Here is a 24,843-nt window from a genome sequence, read left to right as displayed (position 1 = left end):
TTCTGGCGGCGAACATGAGGCGGCGCTAATGTCAGGCAGAAGAGCCGGGTCGTTCTTGGGGGCTGCGGGCGTATCGTAAGGGGACGCGATGAAAGTCGGACTGGTGGATGACCACGACATCGTGGGGCTGGGGATCGAGGCGGTCGTCGCGCAGATCGACGATCTCGAGTTCGTCGGGGCCGTCGGTACGGTCCGAGAGCTGCTGGCGACGTTCCCGGACGTCGACATCGCGGTTCTGGACCTGCGGCTCGCCGACGGATCATCGCCGGTCGCGAACGTCGAGCGCCTCACCGCCGCCGGCGTGCGGACCCTGATCCTCACCTCGGGCGAGAGCCCGTATCTCATGCGCGCCGTCGCCCGGTGCCCCATCGTCGGTCTGGTCCGCAAGTCGGCGCCTCGCAGCGTGCTCGAAGACACGCTCCGCAAGATCGTCGACGGCGACGTCGAGCTGTCGACAGAGTGGGCCTCGGTCATGGACTCCGATCCCGAGCTGGCCGCGGCCGGCCTGAGCCCGCAGGAAGAGCGGGTGCTCGCGCAGTTCGCGCAGGGAGTCAAGGCGCAGACGGTCGCCTACGAACTGGGCATCACCAAGAACACCGTCGACGACTACGTGCGCCGCATCCGTGCGAAGTACGCCGCGATCGGGCGCCCGGCGCACACCAAGATCGATCTGTACCGACGGGCCGTGGAGGACGGCATCCTTCCCTCGGCTCTGCTGCCGGACGCCCACTGACGATGACCACGGCGCCCGCCCCCGTCGACGACACGGCACTGGTCGACCGGTTCGCGCGGCGTCGGCTGTACCGACTCATGACGATGTCACTGGGCATCACCGCCATCGTCGAAGCAGCGAGCGTCATCCCCGCCATGCTCACGCAGCGGTACGTGCTCACCCCTGCGCTGACGATCGTCGCGCTGGTCGTGCTGGTGGCGCCGGCGGTGCTCGCGCTGTGCCTGTTCGCCCACGCCCGGTTGCGGGTGCTGCGCGGCCTGTGGCGCATTCAGGCGCTCGGGATGCTGGTGGTGTACCTGGCCGTACCCGTCGTGCTGGGCGGCACCCGGCTCGCCGAGGGTTTCGGGCTCACCTGGTTGGGTGAGCTCGAGATCGTGCCGGCCTGTGCGGCCGTGCTCGCCTGGAGATGGCGGGGAGTGCTGGCCTACGCGATCGTCTGGCAGGCCACGATGTTCTCGATCGCACTGCTGTGTGCCGAGAATCCCGTCCTCGGCCGCGCCCTGGGGGACGCCCTGCGTCAGTTGTTCTTCATCGCGATGTTCATGTGTCTGGCCTTCGCGCTGCTGCGCGCCGGGCGTCTGCTCGACACCGCCGTCGACGTGGCGGTGCGCGAATCCCGCAAGGTCGCGGCCGCCGATGCCCGCCGAACGGCGCGCACGCGCGTGCAGATGCTCGTCCACGACCGCATCATCGTCGCGCTGCTCGCCTATGCGGGCGGAGAAAGTCCCCAGCGCGCCCGGGAAGAGGCGGCGACCGCCCTCGACGACATCCGGCGTGCACCGCACGAGACGGCGACCGAGAGCACGCCCCGACAACTGGCGTGGCGGTTGCAGGCGACGACGACCCGCCTGGACCCGAGCATCCGATTCGACTACGTCGCCACCACCGACGGAGACATCCCCGCGGACGTCTGCGCCGCCCTCGAGGAGGCGTTCGCGGAGGCGGTGCGCAACAGCGTGCGTCACGCCGATGCTGGAACGCCGGTGACGCGCCAGGTGCGGGCCGACGTCTCGGCCGACCGGATCGAGGTCGTCGTGCTCGACGACGGCTGTGGATTCGATCCCCGACACATCGCCTCGACCCGACTGGGCGTGCGGCAGGGGATCATCCGTCGCATGCAGGGCGTGCCCGGCGGTCGTGCAGACGTCCGCAGCACGCGGGGGTACGGCACCACGGTGACGCTGCGCTGGGAGCGCCCATGAGCACGCTCGCTGCGGGCCCGCGACGCATACCCGACGACGACATCGGTCACTACCTCGGGTTCTTCACCGTCGTGCCCTGGCTGCTGTTCGCGCTGTATCTGGTCAATCTGCTCTTCTCCGCACTCGTGCTCGGTGCGCCGACGGCGCGCACGCCCGCAGGGCTGGCCGCACTCGCCGCCGTCATCGGCGGCCTGCTGCTGATCGTGCTTCCCTCGCGCACCCCGCTGCCGCGCTGGCGCACCGGGGTGATCCTCGCCGTGATCGTGTTCGCCGCGGTCGCGGTGACCTGGCAGCTGCCCGCCGACGTCACCGATCTCGGCTATCTGACGTGGGAGTACAACCCGTGCGATCTGCTCATGTTCTGCCTGGCGATCCGTGCGCGCATCCTCGCCGCGTGGGTCGGGCAGGTCGCCATGCAGCTGGTCGTCGCCACCTGGAGCATCGCTCAGACCGGGTCGCCGGTGCACGGCCTGCTCTCGAGCTACACTCAGGCCTTCCCGCTGGTGGCATGCTCGGTGTTCGCCTTCGGCCTGCATCACACGGCTCGGCAGATCGTGGCGCACCGCTCCGCCGAGCGGGCACGCGCCGAGCAAGAGACCCGCGAACAGACGGCAGCCGCAGCGCTGGACTCCGAGCTGCAGGCCGTGCGTGCCATGGCCGAGCCGGCGCTGCAGCAGATCGCCGCCGGCGGCTCGCCCGACCCGGCGGGTGTGCGCGCGCTCGAAGCGGCTCTGCGTGACCGCGTGCGCAGTCCGAGCCTGGCGGTCGAGCCGCTCACCTCGGCGCTGCGCCGGGTGCGCGAACACGGCGTCGACGTCCTGGTGCTCGACGACCTCAAGGGCCAGGCGCTGACCGACACCCAACGACGCGCGGCCGCAACGTGGGGGGCGGAACAGATCACACACGCGCACGGCGCCACCATGACCTTGCGGGTGGCCAGCGTGAACGGCACCCCCCACGCTACCCTGACCGTCGACGGCACGAGCATCGCGCATGAAGCGCTGTGAGGGTGTCGGCGACCGGCCGGATAGTCTGCGGGTGTGACCGAGACCGCCGTCCCCGGACGCCTCGCCCTGCTGCGAGCATCCATCGCCGTCGTGGCGCGGGGCGGATTGCGCGCGCTCACCTACCGGGCCGTGGCCGCCGAGGCGGGCGTGTCGCACGGGCTGGTGCGGCACCACTTCGGCACCCGCGACCAGCTCATCGCCGCCGCCCTCGACCACGCCGTCGACGAGAGCCTGCGTGCGACGAGCATGTTCGACGAGGTGACGGATGCCGCGGGCTTCGCCGCCGGCATCGAGACCCTCGCGCAGCAAGACGGCGACATGCAGGCGTTCCAGTACGAGCTGCTGCTCGAGTCGCGCCGCCGACCCGAGCTGCGACCGCATGCGCAGCGGTACTACGACGCATACCGCGAGGCGAACGCCGCCGCGCTGCGCCGGCTCGGGGTCACCGATGCGGCGCTGATCGACGCGATCTGGTTCGCCCTCGACGGCCTGGTGTTCCGGCAGGTCGTGCTGCCCGAGGATGTCGGTCCCGTGCTCGACCGGATCCGCGCGCTGGTGCGGGACGCGGCATCCGCCTGACCCGGCCGTCGCGGTGCGGAACGCGGCATCCGCCCGACCCGGCCGTCGCGGTGCGGGACGCGGCATCCGCCTGACCCGGCCGTCGCGGTGCGGGATGCGGCATCCGCATGACCCGGCACCCGCGTGAGGCCTGGTCCTGCGGCTCCGCTTGATCCGGCCCATGGAGGGGGATCCATGCGCCGCCGCTTCGTCGCCCGCCTCCGCGCGGTGTGCACAACTGCGGGGATTTTCGGCGACACGCCGGGGCGCGGCCGCGGGACACGGCGTGTCGCGAAGAATCCCCGCCGTTGTGCTCGCGGGCACGGATGCCTCGAATCGGGCCGGATGCCTCGAACCGGGTCGGATGCCTCGGGCGCGCACGGATGCTGTGAGAAGACCGTCATCCTGCCCACCGGGCTTGACTATCCAAATGGATAGTGCGTAGGGTGACGGCACCACCACGACCCGGTGGCATCCCTCAGCGACCAAAGGCGGTTCCGCATGTCCTCCGACCTCTCCACTCGCCACGTGATCGTCGTCGGCGCAGGCTTCTCGGGCCTCGTCGCCGCGCGCGAACTCGAAGGCGCCGGCATCCGTGTCACCGTTCTCGAGGCCCGCGACCGCATCGGCGGGCGCGCCTGGACCGAGGAGCGGATGGGCCACACCCTCGAACTCGGCGCCACCTGGGTGCACTGGTTCCAGCCGTTCGTGTGGACCGAGATCGTCCGCTACGGCCAGACGATCTACCCCAGTCCGTACCACGAGCAGGCGTACTGGATCACCGGCGACCAGGTGCACTCCGGACCGGAGTCGGAGATGGATGCCAAGCTCGCCCGGCCGCAGGAGCGGATCTTCGAGGGATCGCGCGAGTTCTTTCCGTACCCGCACGAGCCGCTGCATGTGCTGGACTCCGGCGACGATGAGCTCATCGCCCGGTTCCGCGCCGCCGATGCCGGGAGCGTGCTCGACGCGCTGCGCGACGGCACGTTCACGCAGGAGGAGATCGACCTCGCCGATGCGTACTGGAACGCCGGCTACAACGGCTACTCGGCCACCGCGTCGCCGCTGATGGCCAAGCACTGGGCCGCGCTCAGCGACCACCGACTGCCGCTGCTGGACGAGCAGACGCTGCGGTTCAAGCTCACGAACGGGATGCGCGGCATCTACGAGGCCATCGCCGCCGACGTGCGGGGTGAGATCCGGCTGAACACGCCGGTGTCGGCTGTGACGCACGACGCGGACGGGGCGACGGTGACGTTGGCCGACGGGCAGGAGCTTTCGGCCGACGCCGTGATCGTGACCGCGCCGCTCGGGGCGCTGAAGAACCTGTCGTTCGCGCCCGAGCTGCCCGAGAAGGCGCGCGAGGTGATCGCCGAGGGGTGGAACTGCACCGGCTTCAAGATCTGGATCAAGATCCGCGGCCACCACTCGTTCATCGCCACCGCACCGACGGGGCACCCGATCGCAATGACCCGCAGCGAGTACTTCCTCGATGACGGCACGACGATCCTCGTCGGGTTCGGGCCCGACCGCACGAAGATCGACTGGGACGACCGTGACCAGATCCAACAGATCATGTCGGAGTGGCTGCCCGAGATCGAGGTGATCGAGGCCACCAGCCACGACTGGGGCGGCGACACCTGGACCGGGCAGACGTGGGCGACGCCGCGGTCGGGTCAGTTCCTCGAGGGGTGGAGCCTGTTCCGCGGCACCGACACGCGGCTGCGCTTCGCCGGCGCCGACTGGGCCAAGGGCTGGAACGGCGTCGTCGTGGACGGCGCGATCGAGTCGGGCATCACCACCGCCCGCGGCCTGATCGACGAGTTCCGCGGCGCCTGAGCTGCCGCGGGTTTCGGCCCTGCCTCCACCGAGGGGACGTTGTGGACGAAGTTGTGCTTCTTCGTTCTTCGGCTGCCGCGCCGTACTCCGGGTCTACTCTCGCCCACGGGGCGAGTACCTGAGCGGCACGACGAGAAGAACTGGCTCCGTGCCCTGGTGCTTCTCGTCGTGCGACTCGGCGCGGCTATTTCCGCCAGTGTCCCAGGTAGCTGCTGGCCCAAACGTTGCCGGAGTAGTTCGCTGTCCTTGCGGGGGCATGTCGGCCATCGTTCTGGTCATACACCTGACCGTTGTAGTAGATGCCGATGTGTCCATATGGAGCGCTTCCCCAGACGAGGATGTCGCCATTCTTGAAGCTCTTGTTTGTCGACCAGGCGAAGCCCTTGGCCTTCAGCTGGTTCCCGCCAGTGCCGGCAGACCGATAGTCAACAGCATTGCCCCAGCTGCCACTCTTGATGCCATAGACCCGCCACAGATACTGGCTAACGAGTGAAACGCATTCGCCCGAGAATCCTCCCGCGGCGTTGGCCCAGGTCTTGCCTCTCGTGTCAGAGACGAAAGTCGCAAGGCTGACTCTGGGGCACGCGGCTGTGACCGCGCTGTTGCTGCCGGTGTTGACGTTGGTATCGGCGATGTAGTTGCCGTCAGATGTTCGGTACCAGAGGTTGCTTGTGCCGGCCCACCCCGAGATGCTTTGGCCCCACGTGTAGCATGCGAGCTTCACCTTTGCGGCCTTCGCGTAGGTGCCCTTCTTTGCATAGTTGGTGAGATACGGTCCGCTCATCTTTGCAGTCGCAGCCATAACGGAGTAGCTCTTCCAAGAACTGCAGCTGTAGGCGGTCTTTCCCTTAACGTCTTTGCATGTGGCGCTGAAGCTCTTCGACCCAGCGAGGGTGCCCAGCTTCACTTTGTTGCTTGACGCCCACGTCGTGGGCGTACCTCCACACCCGACGGCGAGTTCGACGCTGGTCGAGGCCTTGCCAGACTTGATGGCAAAGGTATAGTCAGAAATCCAAGATGCCCCAGAGCGCGCTGTCCGCTTCGCCCAGCCAGACCCTCCGTTTGATGATTGGATCCAGATCCCCGTGACCGCGGCGCCGGACTGGCAGGCCACTGTGCCGGAGACCGTCATGGTGGTTGCCGCCGCTGCTGGAAGCGCACCGCTGACCACGAGTGCCAGTGAAGCGAGCAAGGTGAGAACCTGGGCTCGAACACCCCGGACAGTTCGCCTCTTCTTCGGGTCGTCCATGGGAAGTCCCTTCTTACAGATGGATGATGATGTCGCCCAGTGTCACGGAGGGTCGTCAACAGCGTTAGCCCCGATAACTGGGGGCGCGCCGCACGATCTTTCATGGGTCGACGCGGGACCGGTCCGAAGCGGGCTCGGTCAGCCGCCGATCGAGGTGCGGATGGCGTCGGCGGCCTGCCGCAGGCGCTCGGCGAGTTCTGCGGCACGGTGCTGGTCACCCAGCGACACGACCGCGATGGCCGCCGGAGCGTGACCGCGCAGCGGCAAGGGGACAGCGACGGCGTGCAGGTGGGGGATCACCTCGTCGTGACTGACCATGTAGCCCACGGCTTCGGCGTCGTGCAACTGCCTCTCGACCTGCGCGGTGATCGTCGCGGGCCACTGCGTGCGCGGCAGCAGGCTGAGCACCGCCCGGCCCGGTGCCCCGATGCCGAGGGGATGCCGCGACCCGGGCCGCTGGGCGACCGACGCGCCGGCGTGTCGTGGCTCGACGCTGACGAGCGTCACGCACTCGTCGCGGTCGAGCACCACGAGAAAGCAGGTCAGGCCGACGTCGTTGGCCACGGCGGTCAGCTCGGGCAGCGCCTCGGACTGCAGGTCGCGGGCGACACCGGCCGCCAGCGCGGCCAGCCGCGCACCGAGTTCGATGCGCCCCGCGTCGGTGCGCGAGGTCAGACCGTGGTGTTCGAGCGTGCGCACCAGCCGGTACGCGACCGACCGGTGCACGCCCAGGCGCTGGGCGACCTCATCGATCGCGAGCGGGTCACCGGCGTCGCTGAGGATCTCGAGAATCCGGATGCCACGGCTCAGGGTCTGGCTCGCCGGTGTCGAATCGGCCGGTGCCCGACGCGACGCGGTCGCGCTGTCTACGGCCATGTTCCCTCGCTCTCGGACGGGTCGCCGGGGCTTGCCGGGCGACGCCGATTCGTATACGATCTGTTCAATAGTAGAGTGTCGCGTTCCAATATAGAACACAGCGGTCGCGCGCGACACCCTCGACGCCGAGGAGATCCCATGCAGTTCCACCACAACGGTTACGTCTCGGGTGAGCCCCGCGTGCAGCCCGCCGCCGGCACCGGCATCGACCGTCCCGACGACCTTCCCGACGAGATCGATGTGCTGATCGTCGGTTCCGGCCCCGCCGGAATGCTGCTGGCGGCGCAGATGTCGGCGTTCCCCGACGTGGTGACCCGTCTCATCGAGCGCCGCGACGGGCGTCTCGTGCTGGGTCAGGCCGACGGCATCCAGCCCCGCAGCGTCGAGACCTTCCAGGCCTTCGGATTCGCGCCGCACATCATCAGCGAGGCGTACAACATCGGCTGGATGAACTACTGGACGCCCGACCCGGAGCACCGCGAGAACATCATCCGCACCACCCGGCAGGCCGACTATGCGAAGGACATCAGCGAGTTCCCGCACCTGATCGTGAACCAGGCACGCGTGCTCGACTACTTCGCCGAGGCCGCAGCCCGGGGACCCGCGCGCATCACGCCCGACTACGGCGTCGAGTTCACCGGCCTCACCGTGCATCCCGAGGGGGAGTACCCGGTCGAGGTGCAGGTGCGGTACGTCGCCGGCCCGCGCCAGGGCGAGGAGCGCACCGTGCGCGCGAAGTACGTCGCCGGCGGTGACGGCGCCCGCAGCCGGGTGCGCGACGCCATCGGCCGCAAGCACATCGGCAAGTTCGCGATGCACGCCTGGGGGGTGATGGATGTGGTCGTCGACACCGACTTTCCCGACTGGCGCACCAAGTGTGCGATCAACGCCGAGGCGGGCAACATCCTGCACATCCCGCGCGAGGGCGGCTACCTCAGCCGGGTGTACGTCGATTTGGGCGAAGTGCCCGAAGACGACCACCACAAGGTGCGCGAGACCCCGTTGGAGCGGATCGTGGAGCGGGCCAACGAGATCCTGCACCCGTACACGATCACGGTGAAGCAGGCGGCCTGGCACAGCGTCTACGAGGTCGGGCACCGGGTCACCGACAAGTTCGACGACGTCGACGTGGATCAGGACCACGCGCCGCATGTGTTCTTGATGGGGGATGCCTGTCACACGCACTCGGCGAAGGCCGGACAGGGCATGAACGTGTCGATGCAGGACGGGTTCAACCTGGGCTGGAAGCTCGGGTCGGTGCTCACCGGCCGCAGCCCGGAGTCGCTGCTGTCGACGTACTCGGCCGAGCGGCAGCCCGTCGCCCAGCAGCTCATCGACTTCGACCGGGAGTGGTCGTCGCTGATGGCCCGCAAGCCCGAAGAGATCTCAGATCCGCAGGAGCTGGCGAACTTCTACATGGCCACCAGCGAGTTCCCGTCCGGGTTCATGACGCAATACCCGGCGTCGCAGATCGTGGCAGGCTCCGGCCACCAGGAGCTGGCCGCCGGGTTCCCGGTGGGCAAGCGGTTCAAGTCCGCCCAGGTGGTGCGGGTGTGCGACGGCAACGTCGAGCACATCGGCCACCACCACCTCGCCGATGGCCGCTGGCGCATCTACGCGTTCGCCGACGCGGCCGGCCAGGGTGAGGCATCCGCCCTCGCCGACTGGGCGCAGTGGCTGCAGACCTCGCCCGACTCGCCGGTCGTGCGCTACACGCCCGCCGGCGGTGACGAGGACGCCGTGTTCGACGTCAAGGTGACGTATCAGCAGCCGTTCGAGGACGTCGAGGTGCTGAAGGCGCCCGAGGTGTTCCGGCCGCGGTGCGGCACGCTGAAGCTCATGAACTGGGAGAAGGTGTACGCCGCCGGCGAGGGCATCGACATCTTCGCCGAGCGCGGGCTGTCGCGCGACGGCGTGGTGGTCGTGGTGCGTCCCGACCAGTACGTCGCCGCAGTGCTGCCGCTGACCGCGACCGACGAGCTGGCCGCGTTCTTCGCCCAGAACATGGTGCCGGCCGCCGGCTGAGCTCGGGCGGCGCGGCGCGGCCGCGCGAGGCCGCACGTCGCGGCGCTGCCGCGCGCCGCTGAGCATCGCGCCGCACGTCGCAGCGCCCGCATCGCTGAGCGTTGCGCCGCACGCACCGCAGCCACCGGCCCCAGCAGGAGTGCAGCCGAGGCATGCATCGCAGGGGCGCGGTCGAGGCATCCCGTCGCAAGTGCGGACTCCAGCAGCCGCCGCATGCGCGGGCCCCAGCATCCGTCGCAGGCGTGCGGCCGGATGCCGGGACCCGGGCCGCGTCAGGAGTTCACGCGGATGATCTCCTGCTGGTACGGGGCGATCACGTGCGGCGAGATGCGGCAGTCCAGCAGCAGGAACGGGCGCTCGGATGCAGGGGTCGCGGCCCAGGCGGCGAGCCGGTCGAGATCGGCCAAAGTGCGCACGACGACCCCCTCGCCGCCGACCGCGTCGGCCAGCCCGGCGAAATTCACCTCGGGGATGAGCATCGGCGCGGTCGCCAGGCCCTTCAGCCCGTACAGGTTCACCTCGGCGCCGTACGCGCCGTCGTTCCACACCACGGCCATGCCGCGCCCGCCCGCCACGCGCACCGCCGACTCGAGGTCGGCGACCGCCATGAGCCCGCCGCCGTCGCCGGTGGTGAGCACGATGGTCGACTCGGGACGGGCGATCGCCGCGCCCGGCACCGACGGGAACCCCTGCCCGATCGCCTGGAACGCGGTACCGACCATGATCATGCGGTCGGGCGAGGCCACCGGCCAGTACATGTTCGCCCAGCCGATGAAGTGCCCGCCGTCCGAGACGACGACGCGGTCCGCCGGCAGCAGCTGCCCGATCCGCTCGGCGACCGAGCGCGGGTCGAGCCGCCCGTCGGCGGCCAGCTCGTCGCCGTGCTCGCGTGCGGTCAGCGCGGCGACGTCGATGCTCTCACGCCAGCCGCTGGGACCCGCGCCGAGCGCGTCGAGCTCGCCGACCAGCGCGGCGGCGACCACGCCGGCGTCGCCCCGGATGAACCCGCCCACGTGCGGGTGGGTGGCCGCCGGCGCGATGTCGACCTGCACCACGCGTGTGCTCGGCGCGAACAGGTCGCCGAAGCGCATCGTGAACTGGTTGAGGGATGCCCCGAACACGACCGCGACGTCAGCCTCGTGCACGAGCGCCATGGCCCCGTCCGCGCCGAAGCCGCCCGTCACGCCGAGGTCGTAGCGGGCGTCGGGGAACACGCTGCGGCCGAGGGCGGTGGATGCGGTGACCGCGCCGGTGCGGTCGGCCAGCGCGCCGAGCGCTTCGCCCGCCCCGGCCAGATGTGCGCCGCGGCCGGCGAGCAGGAACGGCCGTTTCGCGCCCGCGAGCGCGCGGGCCAGATCCCGGATCGCGGCGGCCGAGAACGGACCGGCCGGCTGCAGCGGGCCCGGGAGGACCGGCTCGGGCGCCACCGGCACGGGGCCGGCTTCGAGCCGGGCGACGTCGTAGGGGATCGCCAGCACGGTGGGCACGCCGTACGAGAGCGCGTGTTCGATCGCGATCACGGTGGTGGCCGCGGCATCCGCTCGTCCCACCGTGTAGGTGCGGGCACCGACCGCCGACGCCATTGCGATCTGGTCGACGTCCCACGGCCGCGGGCCGCTGGTGGGCTCGTCGCCGACGACGAGGATCAGCGGCACATGCGCCTGCACCGCCTCGGCGAGGGCGGTGAGGGTGTTGGTGAAACCGGCGCCGTACGTCGCCGTGGCGGCGGCGAGCCGGCCCGAGGCGCGGAAGTGGGCGTCGGCGGCGACGACGGCGCCGGCCTCGTGCCGCACCGCGGTGTACGAGGCATCCGTGTTGCGCTCCAGCGCGTCGAGGAAGTAGGCGTTGCCGTTGCCCATCACCCCGAACACATGGTCGATGTGGCGGGCGAGGGTCGTGGCGACATGGGCGGAGACGGTGGGCATGGTGTTGCCTTTCGAGACACGGAGGTTTCAGGATCCGTATGTGTCTCGCTCGCCGCGTCGCGCGCTTCGTGCCCCTTTTTCGAGCACCGGCCGGGTATCGCGCAGGAGCTCTGCGGCCGGACGAGTCGAGTATATCGACGGCTGACGGATGCCTCGGGCCCGGGCCGCCTCAGCCGCCGGGGCCGCCTCGGCCGCCTCGGACGCCTCGGCCGCCGGGCTGCCGCTCATCAGCATGGGCGCATCACCCGATCCGCTCCGCTCGAGTCGGGCACAGTGCGGGTGTCGCGGTCGTGGACTCGCACATTGCGCCGACTTCTCGGCTCCGGGATGCCGTGCAGCCGGTCGTGATGCGAACCTCCGCCGGCGACGGCATCCGCTCGAGTCGGCGCAACGTGCGGGTGTTGCGGTCGTGGACTCGCACATTGCGCCGACTTTTCGGAGCGGGATGCCGGTCAGCCGGCCGTGATGCGAACAGCGCGTGCTCGGCGGTCTCGGCTCAGCCGAGATCGATCCGTATGCCCGCTGCGGTGACGGCGACGTGCAGCGAGGTCAGGTCGGGCACGACGGCGACCGCTCCTGCGTCGGTGGCCCGCGGACCCACGCCGATCACGGTCATGCCGGCTGCGAGTCCCGCGGCGATGCCGGTGGGGGAGTCCTCCAGCACGAGGCAGTCGGCCGGATCGACGTCGAGCAGCCGCGCCGCGAGCAGGAACCCCTCGGGGTCGGGTTTGCTGCGCGAGACGTGTTCTGCGGTCACGCGCACCTGCGGCATCCCGAGCCCGGCCGCGGCCATGCGGGCCGAGGCGAGTCCCTCGTCGGCGGAGGTCACCAGCGCGTGGGGCGCGTCGGCGAGCGTGGCCAGCAGCGCGGCCGCGCCCGGGACCGCGACGACCCCGTCGGTCTGCGTGGTCTCGGCCTGCAGCATCGCGGCGTTCTCGGCCCGGTTCACCGCCGGGTCGCGGCCCGGGAGCAGCAGCGCCATGCTCTCGTGTCCTTGGCGGCCGTGCACCACTTCGAGGACGGCGGCCGGGTCGACGCCGTGCGCCGCGGCCCACTGCAACCACAGCCGCTCCACGATCGCGGTGGAGTCGACGAGGGTGCCGTCCATGTCGAGCAGGACGGCGCGGACGGTGATCGCGAGCGGCATTCCTCCATCCTCCCGCGGCCGCCACCTGTCATCGGGCCGCGGCGTGCGCGGTCGCGGTCATCCGCCGGGCGTTGCGCGAACGGTGCGACATCAGCAGCGCGGATGCTGCCAGCGCCGTCGTCGCGGACGCATCCACGGCGACCGGCAGCGGCGCCCGGTGAGCGAGGGGCGGATGCCGCGGCCGCCCCGAGGCCGGTGTCAGTCGTCCGTGTCCGTCACCGGCGGCACGGGCATCCGACCCGGTGCCGGCGGACGCGGCGCAGACCACGACGAGAACCGCGAGACCACCGGCACCAGGGTGATCACGCCGTGGAGGAGCAGACACGGCATGACCGGATGTCGCCACACGGGCGGCTGCGCACGCGCGACGCGCGATCGGGGCCGCGCTGCGGCATCCGTCGTCGACGTCGTCAACGCGTGCATGCGGCGACGATACGGCGCGCCCGAACCCGCGTGCCGGGCGCGCGTCGAGACCGTACGCGGGGGGACATGCCTTTCGCGCTCGCAGTCAACCCGGGCGCTGTGGGCCCGGCGGACAATGGGGGCATGAGGCGGCGTGTGCCGCCGGGATGACCCGAGTTCATGAAGGAGACACCGATGTCCGAAGCCGCGCTGAGCCCCGACGAGGCCGCCCTGCTCGACCGCGTCCAAGCCCCCGAAGGGCAGGGCCGCGAGATCCTCGACGCCGCCACGCGCGAGGTCATCGGTCGCGCACCCGTGCAGACTGTCGCCGACCTCGACGACGCGATCGCGCGCGCCAAGGCCGCGCAGCCGGGCTGGGAGGCGCTCGGCCATCAGAAGCGCAGCGACCTGCTGCTGCAGGCGGCCGACGCGATCGACGCGCGCGCCGAGGCGTTGGCCCGGCTGCTCTCGCGCGAGCAGGGCAAGCCGCTGAACGGTCCGAACGCGCGCTTCGAGCTGGGTGCGTGTTCTGCCTGGCTGCGGGCGACCGCGGCGACCGTGCTCGAGCCCGAGGTGCTCGTCGACGACGGCGAGACGCACGCCGAGCTGCACTACAAGGCCATCGGCGTCGTCGGGGCGATCGGACCGTGGAACTGGCCGCTGATGATCGCGATCTGGCAGATCGCGCCGTCGCTGCGCATGGGCAACACCGTCGTGGTCAAGCCCAGCGAGTACACCCCGCTGAGCGTGCTGGCGATGATCTCGGTCATGAACGAGGTGCTGCCCCCCGACGTGCTCATCGGTGTCTCGGGTGACCGCGAGGTCGGCGCCCGGCTGGCCGCACACCCCGACGTCGACAAGGTGATGTTCACCGGTTCGACTGCGACCGGGCGCAAGATCATCGAGAGCTCGGCCGGCAACCTCGCCCGTCTCACCCTCGAGCTCGGCGGCAACGACGCCGGCATCGTGCTGCCGGGCACCGACCCGAAGGCGATCGCGCAGGACCTGTTCTGGGGCGCGTTCATCAACACCGGGCAGACCTGCGCGGCGCTGAAGCGCCTGTACGTGCACGACTCGATCTACGACGACGTCGTCGACGCACTCAAGGAGGTCGCCGAGCAGACCCCGATGGGCGTCGGCCTGAGCGAGGACAACGTGCTCGGCCCGCTGCAGAACACGCAGCAGTTCGACATCGTCAACCGGCTCGTCGACGACGCGAAGGCCCGCGGCGCCCGCATCGTCACCGGCGGCGCCCCCGCCCCCGAGCTCGGTGAGCTGTTCTACCCGATCACACTCATCGCCGACGCCACCGACGGCATGGCCGTCGTCGACGAGGAGCAGTTCGGCCCCGTGCTGCCGATCGTCAAGTACTCCGACGTCGAGGATGCCATCGCCAGCGCCAACCGGTTGGACGTGGGCCTGGGCGGCTCGGTCTGGGGACCCGACCGCGACGAGGCGCGCAAGGTCGCCGCGCGCATCCAGTCCGGCACGGTGTGGATCAACTCGCACGGCGGCGTGCACCCGATGATCCCGTTCGGCGGTGTCAAGGGCTCCGGCTACGGCCTGGAGTTCGGGGTCGAGGGCCTGAAGTCGGTCGCCGTGCCGCAGATCATCAACGGCTGAGGCACGGCTGACGAGTGCGGCGGGCAAGGGGAGGGATGCCGCATCCCTCCCCTTGCTGCCGCGCGCCGCGATGTGTCGGTCGTGAACCGGGACCGACCAGACGCGGGATGCCACGGCATCCCCCCGGGTCAGCTGTGTGCGCTCAATGCGAGGCGCGGTACTCGCTCGGCGCCACGCCGTACGCGGCCTTGAACGCACGACTGAAGTGCGCGGCGTCGGCGAACCCCCACCCGGCGGCGATGGCGGCGACGGAACGGCCGGCGTGCAGCGGATCGATGAGGTCGCGGCGGCAGCGTTCGAGCCGTCGCATCCGGATCCACGTCGACACGGTCGTGCCATGTTCTTGGAACAGGCCGTGCAGATGACGGGTCGAGATGAAGTGCGCCGCGGCGATGGATGCCGGTGACAGATCGTCGGCGAGGTTGCGGTCGATGTATGCGTGGATGCGCTGCATCAACGCGCGATGCGGGTCGGCGGAATCATCCAGCCCCAGCTCGTGCGAGAAGACGGTCGTGATCAGATCGAGTGCGGTGTGGGCCAGGCGCGCGCCCACAGTGCCGTTGAGCTGCTCGAGATTCGTTCCGAGCTGGCCGAGATACGGCGTCACCACGGCACCCAGGCCCTGGTCGCCGGCGATGCGCACCGCGGTCAACTCGCCGACCATGTCGGGTGGCAGCGTGATGAGCTGGCGGGGGAACATCGCCACCAGGGTTCGGAAGGGTGTGTCGAACACCAAGGAGTACGGCCGGCTGGTGTCGTAGACGGCCAGGCTGCCGGGCTCGAGCACCGCTTCCCGGCCGTCCTGGATGAGCAGGCCGCGACCGGCGAGCATGAGGCTCACCTTGAAGAACGCGCGGTCGTCCCGAGCGATGAGCCCGGCGGTGCGCTCGACGACGTGGGCGGATGCCTGTACATCGGTCATGTGCACGTCGTCGACGCCGGCCGCACGGATGACCCCGCGGAAGCCGTGGGCCGGGGGAGCGGTGACCTGCAGCGGCACGAACGAGTCGTTCACGGCCGCGCGGAACGCGCTGATGTCGTGTGCCACCGCCGTCGTGACCGGGTCGGGCACCATGGTCGCCGATACGGGCATCGTCACCTCGCAGTCTCGGGCGTACCAGGATTATATACGATCCAGCCGGGGTTGTCGCGGATGCTCGAGCCGAGCGCGACGGCGAGTGTGCGCCGGGCCGACGACCGCCGGGGCCACCGGGCTCAGGCTGACGGGCGGGCTCGTGGACAGGTGCGCTGGGACGGGCATGCGGACACGGCCGCCGGGCGGACCTGTCGGGCGGGCGTGCCCCGACGGGCAAGGATCGTGCCGTCCCGGTCATGCCGGCACCGGACGGCAGCAGCCAGGATGAAGGCGGCACGGGCGCCCGAGCCCGCACACGCACCGAAGGAGCTGTCATGTCTGCCCCCACCACTGCGACGACGCGCACCGCCGCGCATCGTCGCCTCGGCGTCTTCGCCGTGGCCTTCATGATCGTCGCGGCATCGGCGCCGCTGACGGTCGTCGCCGGAGGGGTCACGAGTTCGTACTCCGTGACCCACGTGACGGGCATCCCGTTCGGCTACATCGTGCTGGCCGTCGCCCTCGCGATCTTCGCGATCGGGTACGCCGCGATGAGCCGGTTCATCACCAACGCCGGCGCGTTCTACGCCTACATCGCCCAGGGCATCGGCCGGCCCGCCGGCGTCGGATCGTCGGTGCTCGCCCTGATCGCCTACAACGCCATGCAGGTCGGCATCTGGGGGATGTTCGGGTTCCAGGTCTCGTCGTTCATCGAGCAGAAGACCGGATGGGCCAGTCCGTGGTGGCTGTGGGTGCTTGCCGGGATCATCGTCGTCGGCGTCATGGGTGTGAACCGCGTCGACCTGTCGGCCAAGGTGCTCGGTGTGCTCGTGGCGCTCGAGTTCGTCGTGGTGATCATCTTCGACGTGGTCTCGTTCGCGAATCCGACCGAAGGGTTCACCGCCGCGCCGATGACGCCGGGTGCCCTGTTCGTTCCCGGGGTCGGCGCCGTGCTGGCGTTCGGCATCGCCGCCTTCATGGGCTTCGAGTCGGCGGCGATCTACGGCGAAGAGTCGAAGGACCCCAAGCGCACCATCCCGCGGGCGACGTTCCTCGCGGTCTGCGTGATCGGTGTCTTCTATGCGATCTCGTCATGGGCGCTCGCCCTGGCCATCGGCCCCGACAAGATCACCGACCCGGCCGGGATCACCGCCGACCAGGCCGGGCCGCCGCTGTTCTTCGACTTCGTCGCCGCGCACCTGGGTGAGTTCTGGGTCGACATCATGTCAGTGCTGTTCATCACGAGCCTGTTCGCCGCGCTGGTGAGCTTCCACAACGCCGTGTCGCGATACGCGTTCTCACTCGGCCGCGAGGGGGTACTGCCCGCCGTGCTCGGCACGGTGCGCGTGCGCAGTGGCGCGCCCTGGGCGGGCTCGCTCGCGCAGAGTGCGATCGCCGTCGTGGTGGTGGTGGGTTTCGCGATCGGCGAGATCGGTTGGGATCCGGCATCCGGGCCCTTCCCCGTGCTGACCCTGTTCACGTGGCTCACGAACCTCGGCGCGTTCGGACTCGTGCTGCTGATGGTGCTGGTCTCGGCCGCCGTGATCGGATACTTCCGTCGTGACGCCCGCGACGTGGGGGCCGGCAGCCGACTGCTCGCACCGATCGTGGCATTGATCGCGCTCGGTGCCGTGTGGGTGCTGATCCTGATGAACTGGGATGTGCTGCTCGGCCAGGCCGAATCGAGCGCGCTGACCTATCTGCTGCCGGCGATCCTGCTGGTGCCGTCGATCGCAGCCGTGTTCTGGGCGCTGTGGCTGCGCAAGGCTCGGCCGCAGGTGTACGCGCAGATCGGCCACGGCGCCGAAGAGCAGCTCGCGCCGCACCTGGGAGCCGAGCCCGTGGGGATCTGACGCCCGGCGCCCGACGGTGCGGCACGCAACGGGGTCCCAGCCGTCAGGTTGGGACCCCGTCTGCACGGCTGTGCCAGCCGGGTGGCTGGGACACCGTCACGGGCGCTCGTCAGTGGTCGCCGTGGCACGCGTCGTCGGTGGCGCCCGATGTCGGAGGCGGTCGCCATGATGGCGCCATGGCCGCAGAAGGCGTCAACCGAGAAGGCGTCAACCGAGCAGGCGTCAGCCGAGAACGCGTCAATCCAGAACGCGTCAACCCGCAGCGCCTCATCGCCGAGCGGCTGCGCTCGCATCGGCTGGCCGCGCCGGCGGCCGGTCCTGGCGAGGCGGCCACGCACATGCTGGCCGTGCAGGCGCAGGATTTCACCGCCGGCCGGTGGGCGCTCGCCGCCCGCTCACGTGCCGAGCCCACGTTGCGCCGCGTCGACGCCGCGTTCGACGCGGGCACTCTGGTGCGCTCGTGGACGATGCGGGGGACCATCCACATCGTTCCGGCGCGCGACCTGGGCTGGATGCTTTCGGTCACCGCCGACCGGCAGCGGCGACAGGCCGCGGCGGTGCATGCGCGCGAGGGCCTCGACGACGATGTGCTGCACCGTGCCGAGCGTCTCGTGCGTGCGGCGTTGCGCGGGGGAGGGCGGCTGACCCGCAGCGAATTCCTCGCCGTGCTCGACGCCGGCGGCGTGCCGGTGGCGGGCCAGCGCGGCTACCACCTGATCGTCGCGCTCGCGCTGCGCGGCGTGGTGTGCTGGGGTCCGGTCGTGCCGCGCGCGGGCGCACCCACCCGTGAACAGCACCTCGTGCTCGTCGACGAGTGGGTGACGGATGCCGCGCACCCCGCAGACCCGCTCGCCGAGCTGTTCGTCCGCTACATCGCCGGGCACGGACCGGCCGGCGCCGAGGACTTCGCCTGGTGGACCGGGCTGCCCCTGGGCGACGCGCGGCGGGCGGCTGCGGCATCCGTCCCACGCCTGACCGAGGTCGACGCCGGACAGTACGTCGCACCCGCCCGGCCCCGGCGTGCGTCCGGCGCGCCCCGGGTGCTCGCGCTCGGGCCGTTCGATGAGTACTACATCTCGTACGCCGACCGCGGGCCGGTCGCCGATGCCGGGGTGCGGGATGCCGTCGGCCCGGGCCGCAACGGCATGGTGCGGGCGATCATCCTCGCCGACGGCCGGGTCGTCGGCACCTGGACGCACTCGCTCGCCGCCGGTCGGCACACCGACCGGCCGGTCCCCGCGCTGCTGGTGGCCGGCACCGCCTCGGCCGACGAGGTGGCCGCGGCCCTCGACCGCTACGCCCGCTTCATCACCTCCTGACGCGCCGCCTCCGCGCCCGAGTTTCACCGCCTCCGCGCCCGAGTTTCACCGCCGTCGCGCGCGAGTTGCACCTTGGTCGCCCGCGTGTTGCATCTTGGTCGCCCGCGTGTTGCACCTCCGTCGTCGGCGAGTTGCATCTCCGTCGCCGCCGAGTTGTACCTCGGTCGCCTGGGTTCCCCACCGGCGGCATCCTCGAACCCACGGGCGCCGGGTCGCAGAAGAGGCCGGTTCGGGATGCCGCGGGCGGCGCGTTCTGCGACCGGCCCGGCGGCGGGTCGCAGAACGTGACGTCTGCGACCCCGCCAGGCCGCATGTTCTGCGACCGCGAGTGGCCCGCGGCATGCGACCGCGAGCGCCCGCGCCATCCGACCGCGAGTGGCCCGCGCCATCCGACCGCGAGCGCCCGCGCCATCCGACCGCGAGCGGCCGCAGCAACCGACCGCCGGCCACCTACTCGGCCGCGTGCCGGTCGAGGAACGCGTACACCTCGCTGTCGTCCACGCCCGGGAACGCGCCGCGCGGCAGCGGACTGAACATCTGCATGTGCACGCGGGCGCTCGGCCACGCCTTGCCCTCCCAGCGCGCGGCCAGGCCCGGATCCGGCCGATGGCAGCACGCCTCGTCGGGGCAGGTCGACACCGCCCGCTTGGGGGTCTCGCGGCCGCGGAACCACTTGGCGTCGTCGAACGGCACCCCCACCGTGATCGAGAACTCGCCGTCGGAGGTCGAGCCGGTCTGCGTCGCGCACCAGAACGTGCCCGCCGGGGTGTCGGTGTACTGGTAGTGCTCGGTGGTGCGGTTCTGCTCGGCGAACGCCGACCGCGCCGAGAACTTGCGGCACACCGGCTGCCCCTCGACGCTGCCGGTGACATCCATCGGCAACGGCAGGTCGTCGTTCTCGTACACCCGCGAGATCGCGCCCGACCCGTCCACGCGCAGAAAGTGCAGCGGGATGTCCAGGTGCACGGTGAGCAGGTTCGTCATGCGCATGCCGGCGGCCTCGTGCGTCACCCCGAACGCGTCGCGGAAGTCCTCCACCGCGAGGTTGCGGTCCTTCTTCGCCTGCTGCAGGAACGCCACCGCCGCTGTCTCGGGCATCAGGCAGCACGCGGCGTAGTAGTTGATCTCCAGCCGTTGCCGTAGAAAGTGCGCGTAGTCGGTCGGCGGTTGGTGCCCGAGCAGGCGGTGCGCCATCGCCTGCAACGCCATCGAGCGCAGTCCGTGCCCGCCCGGGATCGACGCCGGCGGCAGGTAGATGCGCCCGTTCTCGAGATCGGTGACCGATCGCGCCGAATGCGGCAGGTCGCTCACGTAGATCAGCTCGAAGCCCAGCTGCTCGGCCATGATGCTCACCGTGCGGTGGGTCAGCGCCCCCGAGGTGTGTCCGGCCGCCTTCAACTGCTTCTCGGCGAGCTTCTCGATCTCGGGCAGGTAGTTGTTCTTCTCGCGCATCCGCAGCCGCAGTTCGGTGTTCGCCCGCCGCGCCTCCTCAGGCGTCGCGATCGCCTCACGCTCGCGCCGCTGCAGCTCGCGGTGCAGCCCGAGCACCGACTCCAGCATCTCGTCGCTCGTGCCCTTGGTCACCTTGATCGGCGCGATCCCCAGCCGCCGGAACACCGGGCTGGACTGCGCGCGGTCCAACTCGATCTCCAGCGCCGCCCGCCGGTTCGGCGGCTCGGACGAGAGCAGGTCGGTGACGTCCGTGCACGTCGCCTTCGCGATCTCCTGCAACAACGACAGCTTGGGTTCGCGCTTGCCGTTCTCGATCAGGCTCAGGTGGCTGCCGGCGACGCCCACCTGGGCGCCGAGCTCGTCCAGCGTCATCCCGCTGCGCACACGATGATGACGGATGCGGTGGCCCAGGGTGGTCAGTTCGACAGAGGACGCCATTCCTTGATGTTAGCGAAAGAATCCATGTTCTTTGCACCAAATTGGGCCGAAAGATCCAGAAGTGAGGTGGGAGAGTGGGAACCACGGACGATCTGATCGCAGGATCCGAGCGTCCGGACCGCCGACTGATGGGAGCAGCCATGGCACTTGCCGAATCGTTCACCCGTACCGCGTCGACCGGCCCGCGCGCCGTCCGCGAGGTGCGCGACTTCGGCCGCCGCCCCGACATCGCCGGGCCCGGCATGCAGGCTCTCGTCGACTGGGTCGACGAGATCGCCGCGCTCACGCAGCCCGACCGCATCCACTGGGTCGACGGTTCGCGTGCTGAGAACGACGCGCTGCTGCGCGAGATGGTCGACGAGGGCAAGCTCATCAAGCTCAACCCGGAATGGCGGCCCGGCTCGTACCTGGCCCGCTCCGACCCCAAGGACGTCGCCCGCACCGAGGCGCGCACGTTCATCTGCTCGGCCCGCGAAGACGACGCCGGCCCCACGAACAACTGGGCCGACCCCGCGCAGATGCGCGAAACCCTCAACGGGGTGTTCGCCGGGTCGATGCGCGGTCGCACCATGTACGTCATCCCGTTCTCGATGGGTGCGGTCGGTGGCCCGCTCTCGCACATCGGCGTGCAGGTCACCGACAGCGCGTACGCGGTGGCATCCATCGGCATCATGACCCGCGTCGGCGAAGACGTCACGCGCCTGATCGCCGAGGGCGCCGACTGGGTCAAGACCGTGCACTCGGTGGGTGCGCCGCTTGAGCCGGGGCAAGAGGATGTCGTCTGGCCGTGCAGCGACGAGAAGTACATCGTGCACTTCCCCGACACGCTCGAGGTGTACTCGTACGGGTCCGGGTACGGCGGCAACGCCATTCTCGCCAAGAAGTGCTTCGCGCTGCGCATCGCGTCGGTGATCGGCCGCAATGAGGGCTGGCTCGCCGAGCACATGCTGCTGATCCGGGTGATCTCTCCCGAGGGCCGCAAGTACCACGTGGCCGCCGCGTTCCCGTCGGCCTGCGGCAAGACCAACCTCGCGATGCTGCGCCCGACGATCCCCGGCTGGCGGGTCGAGACCCTCGGCGACGACATCGCCTGGCTGCGCCCCGGTGAGGACGGGCGGCTGTGGGCGATCAACCCCGAGGCTGGCTTCTTCGGCGTCGCGCCCGGCACCGGCGAGTCGACCAACGTCACCGCGGTCGAGACGCTGTGGGGCAACACGATCTTCACGAACGTCGCCCTGCGCCCCGACGGTGACGTGTGGTGGGAGGGTCTGACCGACGAGATCCCCGAGGGCCTCACCGACTGGCAGGGCAACCCGTGGACGCCCGGGTCGGGCCGCCCCGCGGCGCACCCGAACTCGCGGTTCACGGTGAGCGCCGCGCAGTGCCCGCAGATCGCGGATGACTGGGAAGAGGCGGTGCCGCTGGACGCGATCCTGTTCGGCGGACGTCGCGCCACCAACGTGCCGCTCGTGGTCGAGGCGACCGACTGGACGCACGGCGTGTTCCTCGGATCGAACATCTCGAGCGAGCGCACCGCCGCCGCCGAGGGCACGGTCGGCGAGCTGCGCCGCGACCCGTTCGCGATGCTGCCGTTCTGCGGCTACAACATGGCCGACTACTTCGGGCACTGGCTCAAGGTCGGGCAGTCGCTGCGGTTCGACAAGGCGCCGCGCATCTTCCAGGTCAACTGGTTCCGCAAGGGATCGGACGGCCGCTTCCTGTGGCCGGGCTTCGGCGACAACGCGCGCGTGATCGAGTGGATCATCCGTCGTGTCGACGGCGCGGTCGGCGCCGTCGACAGCCCGATCGGCCGGCTGCCGCGCACGGCTGATCTGAACCTGGACGGCCTGGATGTCACCGAGCAGGACCTCGAGGAGCTGTTCGCGGTCGACCCCGCCACCTGGTCGCAGGAGGCGGACCTCACCGAACAGTTCTACGGCATCTTCGGCGACCGCATCCCGGCGGCGCTGCAGGCCGAGCTGTCGGCGCTGCGCTACCGGCTCAAGCAGGCCTGAGACCGCTCGCGCGGGACTGCCCGCGCGACCCGTCGTCCCCGGCGACCGGCACTCCCTGGTCGGACGCCGCGGGTACGCAGCGGGCGGGTCGGAGTCATCCTTTTGACGGAAGGACCTCCGGCCCGCCCGCCTTTTCGTGCGCGCCGTCCAGGCTGCCAGCGGGAGCAGGTCTCGAACGGGCGGGCAGCGGGTTTCCGCGACCGCAACGCGGCCCAACGCGGGCATCGTCGCACCCTCGACCGGAATCAGCACCACGATCCCGGCGAGGATGCCGACGACTCACCCGGCCGGCGAAACGTCGGGGCTAGTGTTCGTAGCCGACGAACTCGAACTGCTGTGCGTCGTCGATCTTCACCGAGTACGTGATCTTCGCGGTTTTCTGCGCCGCCGGAGGTGTGAAGGAGACCACATTCTCACTGCCGCAGGGACCGTCGCCCTCGTACGTGCCGTTCTGGTACACGGTGGCGTGCCCCGCGCCTGCGTTGCATGCGACGATCAATGTCACTCGCGAACCGCTGGCGACGCGGGCACTGACCGATGCTCCTCCTGCAGTATCGGTGTCGAACAGAAGACTTCCACTGTCGAGGTCCGCTTCCGGGTGCTGCTGAAGATACGTCGGAAGCATTCCCACGGTGGGATTGGCGAGCACATCCGCCCAGGTGAGAAGACCCTGCTCGATGGGCGGGGAACTCTGCGGCACCGGGGCATTCGTGCTGGCTCTGGTTGCACCCGGCCGCGGGGAATCAGGCGACGCGGTACATGCCGTTGCAATGCAGACCGTGGCGCAAGCCGCTGCGACTGCGCCTGCCCACCTCCGTCTGCGGGTGCTCAACTGACCTTCCCGTTGTCGAAGTCGATGTCGTGAGTGATGCCGTCGTAGTTCTTCGTTCGGGTGTACGTCGTGCAGTTCGGCGACTGATACGTCACAGTGGCGGTGATCCGGTACTTGGGGTTGCCGATAGCGAGATACCCACGCGAGTAGCTCTTAGGGATCGCCCACGAATCGCGGTACGTGGTGTTGCTCGTCCACGTGTTGGAAACCGAGATGCCGAGAGTTGCGGACGCCTTTGCGAAGATGACGCCCGCTTCGGCTGTCGCCGAGGCGCTTACATCGACTGAGAACGTGGTGCCGGCACCACGACTGATACTGATCGTCGTTCCCCCTGGGCCGGTGACGCGCGGCCCGTCCTGATGGAACCCAAGATATGTGGCCTTGGTCACTTTGTAGCTGACAGCTGTGTCTGAGAGGGGGGTGACGGGAAGCGACTGTGCGCTCATGGGATTGCTGTTGATGCAAGCACCTGAAGGTGACGCTGTCCCAAGCTGGTCGGGACTCGTCGAGTCGCCGGCGAACGCAGGCGCCGCAAAGCCTACGAGTGCGAAGGTGAGGATAGTAGCGAGAACAAATCTCGTAGTCTTCCGGGGCACCACCAACTCCTTTGTGAGTGTTGTCAAACGCGCGTCGCCTGTCGACGGCAAACAGAGCTTACGTTGGAAAGTGCATCACGTCAACGTGGCGACGAGACTCACGGAAGATGCCCGCGAAACGCCCTCGGTGCCTCAGTTGAGATTGCCCGCGAAACGGTGATCGTCGTGGCATGGGAAGTGAGCGGGTGGAGATCACGGCGAAGTATGCCCGGGCGTATGCGAAGGCGTCGAAGAAGGAGCGTGGCCGGTTGCTTGGACGAGGTCGTCGCGGTCACGGGCTGGTCGCGGGACAATGCCTGCCGTTGCCTCACGCTGGCGGCGAAGCCGCGTGCGGTGAGCAAGGCCCGTAAGCCGAGGGGCCGGAAGTTCTCGTATGACGCGGTGAAGGTGCTGCAGCGGGTGTGGGCGTGGTCTGGGCATGAGTACGGCAAGTATCTGGCGGTGTCGATGCCGACGCATCTGGACTCGCTGGAGCGGCACGGCGAGCTCGTTGATGGGAAGGCCAGGTACTGTCCTGAGGTCCGTGCCGAGCTGCTGCAGATGAGTCCGGCAACGATCGACCGGTACCTGGCTCCAGCGCGCGCGAAAGACCCGCTGCGGGGGCTGACCAGCACACGGCCCTCGCCGTTGCTGCGCACCTCGATCACCGTCCGTAACGCCGGCGACGAGGTCGAGGA

The 24,843-nt window shown here is 69.9% G+C and carries 18 protein-coding genes and 1 pseudogene; 11 read left to right on the top strand and 8 right to left on the bottom strand.

Annotated features, from left to right (window positions below):
- Nucleotides 1-88 precede the first annotated feature (88 nt).
- From H577_RS0111245 to H577_RS0111225, 5 genes are all read left to right on the top strand, one after another.
- Nucleotides 89-733, top strand: a complete 645-nt coding sequence (locus tag H577_RS0111245; RefSeq protein ID WP_029146030.1) for a response regulator transcription factor — start codon at nt 89-91, stop codon at nt 731-733.
- A gap of 2 nt (nt 734-735) precedes the next feature.
- Nucleotides 736-1,935, top strand: a complete 1,200-nt coding sequence (locus tag H577_RS0111240; protein ID WP_029146029.1) for an ATP-binding protein — start codon at nt 736-738, stop codon at nt 1,933-1,935.
- Complete coding sequence (locus H577_RS0111235; RefSeq protein WP_029146028.1) at nt 1,932-2,942, top strand: hypothetical protein; 1,011 nt, start codon at nt 1,932-1,934, stop codon at nt 2,940-2,942. Before H577_RS0111240 ends, H577_RS0111235 begins: the two co-directional genes overlap by 4 nt.
- Before the next feature lie 33 nt (nt 2,943-2,975).
- On the top strand, nt 2,976-3,521 hold the full coding sequence (locus H577_RS0111230) for a TetR/AcrR family transcriptional regulator (RefSeq protein WP_029146027.1): 546 nt from the start codon (nt 2,976-2,978) through the stop codon (nt 3,519-3,521).
- 480 nt (nt 3,522-4,001) lie between these two features.
- The gene (locus H577_RS0111225; protein WP_029146026.1) at nt 4,002-5,339 is read left to right on the top strand and encodes an NAD(P)/FAD-dependent oxidoreductase; all 1,338 of its coding nucleotides are present in this window, start codon (nt 4,002-4,004) and stop codon (nt 5,337-5,339) included.
- 184 nt (nt 5,340-5,523) lie between these two features.
- Here H577_RS0111225 and H577_RS17690 read toward each other — a convergent pair whose 3' ends face one another.
- On the bottom strand, nt 5,524-6,588 hold the full coding sequence (locus H577_RS17690) for a CHAP domain-containing protein (protein ID WP_156876638.1): 1,065 nt from the start codon (nt 6,586-6,588) through the stop codon (nt 5,524-5,526).
- A gap of 138 nt (nt 6,589-6,726) precedes the next feature.
- Nucleotides 6,727-7,464, bottom strand: a complete 738-nt coding sequence (locus H577_RS0111220) for an IclR family transcriptional regulator (RefSeq protein WP_029146025.1) — start codon at nt 7,462-7,464, stop codon at nt 6,727-6,729.
- 138 nt (nt 7,465-7,602) lie between these two features.
- On the opposite strand from H577_RS0111220, the gene H577_RS0111215 reads away from it, so the two are divergent.
- Nucleotides 7,603-9,489, top strand: coding sequence for an FAD-dependent monooxygenase (locus H577_RS0111215; protein ID WP_029146024.1), 1,887 nt, complete (start codon nt 7,603-7,605; stop codon nt 9,487-9,489).
- A gap of 272 nt (nt 9,490-9,761) precedes the next feature.
- Here the strand turns inward: H577_RS0111215 and H577_RS0111210 are convergent, their stop codons facing one another.
- Both H577_RS0111210 and H577_RS0111205 read right to left on the bottom strand, forming a co-directional pair.
- A complete protein-coding gene (locus tag H577_RS0111210; RefSeq protein ID WP_029146023.1) occupies nt 9,762-11,414 on the bottom strand; it encodes a thiamine pyrophosphate-binding protein in 1,653 nt (550 codons plus the stop codon).
- Between the two features lie 496 nt (nt 11,415-11,910).
- The gene (locus tag H577_RS0111205) at nt 11,911-12,561 is read right to left on the bottom strand and encodes an HAD-IA family hydrolase (protein ID WP_029146022.1); all 651 of its coding nucleotides are present in this window, start codon (nt 12,559-12,561) and stop codon (nt 11,911-11,913) included.
- A 597-nt stretch (nt 12,562-13,158) separates the two neighbouring features.
- On the opposite strand from H577_RS0111205, the gene H577_RS0111195 reads away from it, so the two are divergent.
- Complete coding sequence (locus tag H577_RS0111195; RefSeq protein ID WP_029146020.1) at nt 13,159-14,586, top strand: aldehyde dehydrogenase family protein; 1,428 nt, start codon at nt 13,159-13,161, stop codon at nt 14,584-14,586.
- A gap of 142 nt (nt 14,587-14,728) precedes the next feature.
- On the opposite strand, the gene H577_RS0111190 is transcribed toward H577_RS0111195, so the two are convergent.
- Nucleotides 14,729-15,679 carry an AraC-like ligand-binding domain-containing protein gene (locus H577_RS0111190; protein WP_029146019.1) on the bottom strand — a complete coding sequence of 317 codons (951 nt, stop codon included), beginning with the start codon at nt 15,677-15,679 and terminating at the stop codon, nt 14,729-14,731.
- A gap of 317 nt (nt 15,680-15,996) precedes the next feature.
- On the opposite strand from H577_RS0111190, the gene H577_RS16275 reads away from it, so the two are divergent.
- Both H577_RS16275 and H577_RS16270 read left to right on the top strand, forming a co-directional pair.
- Nucleotides 15,997-17,514, top strand: a complete 1,518-nt coding sequence (locus tag H577_RS16275) for an APC family permease (RefSeq protein ID WP_051191988.1) — start codon at nt 15,997-15,999, stop codon at nt 17,512-17,514.
- Between the two features lie 176 nt (nt 17,515-17,690).
- Entirely contained in the window at nt 17,691-18,833 is a 1,143-nt protein-coding gene (locus H577_RS16270) for a winged helix DNA-binding domain-containing protein (RefSeq protein WP_084516165.1), read from the top strand.
- Between the two features lie 450 nt (nt 18,834-19,283).
- Here the strand turns inward: H577_RS16270 and H577_RS0111175 are convergent, their stop codons facing one another.
- Nucleotides 19,284-20,723: an XRE family transcriptional regulator gene (locus H577_RS0111175; RefSeq protein WP_029146018.1), complete on the bottom strand. Its 1,440-nt coding sequence runs from the start codon at nt 20,721-20,723 to the stop codon at nt 19,284-19,286.
- 140 nt (nt 20,724-20,863) lie between these two features.
- Between H577_RS0111175 and H577_RS0111170 the strand changes: the two genes are divergently transcribed.
- Nucleotides 20,864-22,738 carry a phosphoenolpyruvate carboxykinase (GTP) gene (locus H577_RS0111170; RefSeq protein ID WP_029146017.1) on the top strand — a complete coding sequence of 625 codons (1,875 nt, stop codon included), beginning with the start codon at nt 20,864-20,866 and terminating at the stop codon, nt 22,736-22,738.
- 304 nt (nt 22,739-23,042) lie between these two features.
- On the opposite strand, the gene H577_RS17685 is transcribed toward H577_RS0111170, so the two are convergent.
- A complete protein-coding gene (locus tag H577_RS17685) occupies nt 23,043-23,438 on the bottom strand; it encodes a hypothetical protein (RefSeq protein WP_156876637.1) in 396 nt (131 codons plus the stop codon).
- 128 nt (nt 23,439-23,566) lie between these two features.
- Nucleotides 23,567-24,016: a hypothetical protein gene (locus H577_RS17680; protein WP_029146015.1), complete on the bottom strand. Its 450-nt coding sequence runs from the start codon at nt 24,014-24,016 to the stop codon at nt 23,567-23,569.
- 531 nt (nt 24,017-24,547) lie between these two features.
- On the opposite strand from H577_RS17680, the pseudogene H577_RS17970 reads away from it, so the two are divergent.
- Nucleotides 24,548-24,843: pseudogene (locus H577_RS17970) on the top strand (integrase catalytic domain-containing protein); the annotation flags it as partial.

Source organism: Microbacterium luticocti DSM 19459, assembly GCF_000422405.1.
GTDB lineage: Bacteria > Actinomycetota > Actinomycetes > Actinomycetales > Microbacteriaceae > Microbacterium > Microbacterium luticocti.
Note: the sequence above shows the minus strand (reverse complement) of the source record. Positions and strands in the feature narration are given on the sequence as shown.

What these genes read in the sequence shown, in the direction of transcription:
- H577_RS0111175 (WP_029146018.1), bottom strand. Translation starts at nt 20,723, where the DNA reads ATGGCGTCCTCTGTCGAACTGACCACCCTGGGCCACCGCATCCGTCAT.
- H577_RS0111210 (WP_029146023.1), bottom strand. Translation starts at nt 11,414, where the DNA reads ATGCCCACCGTCTCCGCCCATGTCGCCACGACCCTCGCCCGCCACATC.
- H577_RS0111205 (WP_029146022.1), bottom strand. Translation starts at nt 12,561, where the DNA reads ATGCCGCTCGCGATCACCGTCCGCGCCGTCCTGCTCGACATGGACGGC.
- H577_RS0111215 (WP_029146024.1), top strand. Translation starts at nt 7,603, where the DNA reads ATGCAGTTCCACCACAACGGTTACGTCTCGGGTGAGCCCCGCGTGCAG.
- H577_RS16275 (WP_051191988.1), top strand. Translation starts at nt 15,997, where the DNA reads ATGTCTGCCCCCACCACTGCGACGACGCGCACCGCCGCGCATCGTCGC.
- H577_RS16270 (WP_084516165.1), top strand. Translation starts at nt 17,691, where the DNA reads ATGGCCGCAGAAGGCGTCAACCGAGAAGGCGTCAACCGAGCAGGCGTC.
- H577_RS0111220 (WP_029146025.1), bottom strand. Translation starts at nt 7,464, where the DNA reads ATGGCCGTAGACAGCGCGACCGCGTCGCGTCGGGCACCGGCCGATTCG.
- H577_RS0111235 (WP_029146028.1), top strand. Translation starts at nt 1,932, where the DNA reads ATGAGCACGCTCGCTGCGGGCCCGCGACGCATACCCGACGACGACATC.
- H577_RS0111225 (WP_029146026.1), top strand. Translation starts at nt 4,002, where the DNA reads ATGTCCTCCGACCTCTCCACTCGCCACGTGATCGTCGTCGGCGCAGGC.
- H577_RS0111170 (WP_029146017.1), top strand. Translation starts at nt 20,864, where the DNA reads ATGGCACTTGCCGAATCGTTCACCCGTACCGCGTCGACCGGCCCGCGC.
- H577_RS0111190 (WP_029146019.1), bottom strand. Translation starts at nt 15,679, where the DNA reads ATGCCCGTATCGGCGACCATGGTGCCCGACCCGGTCACGACGGCGGTG.
- H577_RS0111195 (WP_029146020.1), top strand. Translation starts at nt 13,159, where the DNA reads ATGTCCGAAGCCGCGCTGAGCCCCGACGAGGCCGCCCTGCTCGACCGC.
- H577_RS17690 (WP_156876638.1), bottom strand. Translation starts at nt 6,588, where the DNA reads ATGGACGACCCGAAGAAGAGGCGAACTGTCCGGGGTGTTCGAGCCCAG.
- H577_RS17680 (WP_029146015.1), bottom strand. Translation starts at nt 24,016, where the DNA reads ATGAGCGCACAGTCGCTTCCCGTCACCCCCCTCTCAGACACAGCTGTC.
- H577_RS0111240 (WP_029146029.1), top strand. Translation starts at nt 736, where the DNA reads ATGACCACGGCGCCCGCCCCCGTCGACGACACGGCACTGGTCGACCGG.
- H577_RS0111245 (WP_029146030.1), top strand. Translation starts at nt 89, where the DNA reads ATGAAAGTCGGACTGGTGGATGACCACGACATCGTGGGGCTGGGGATC.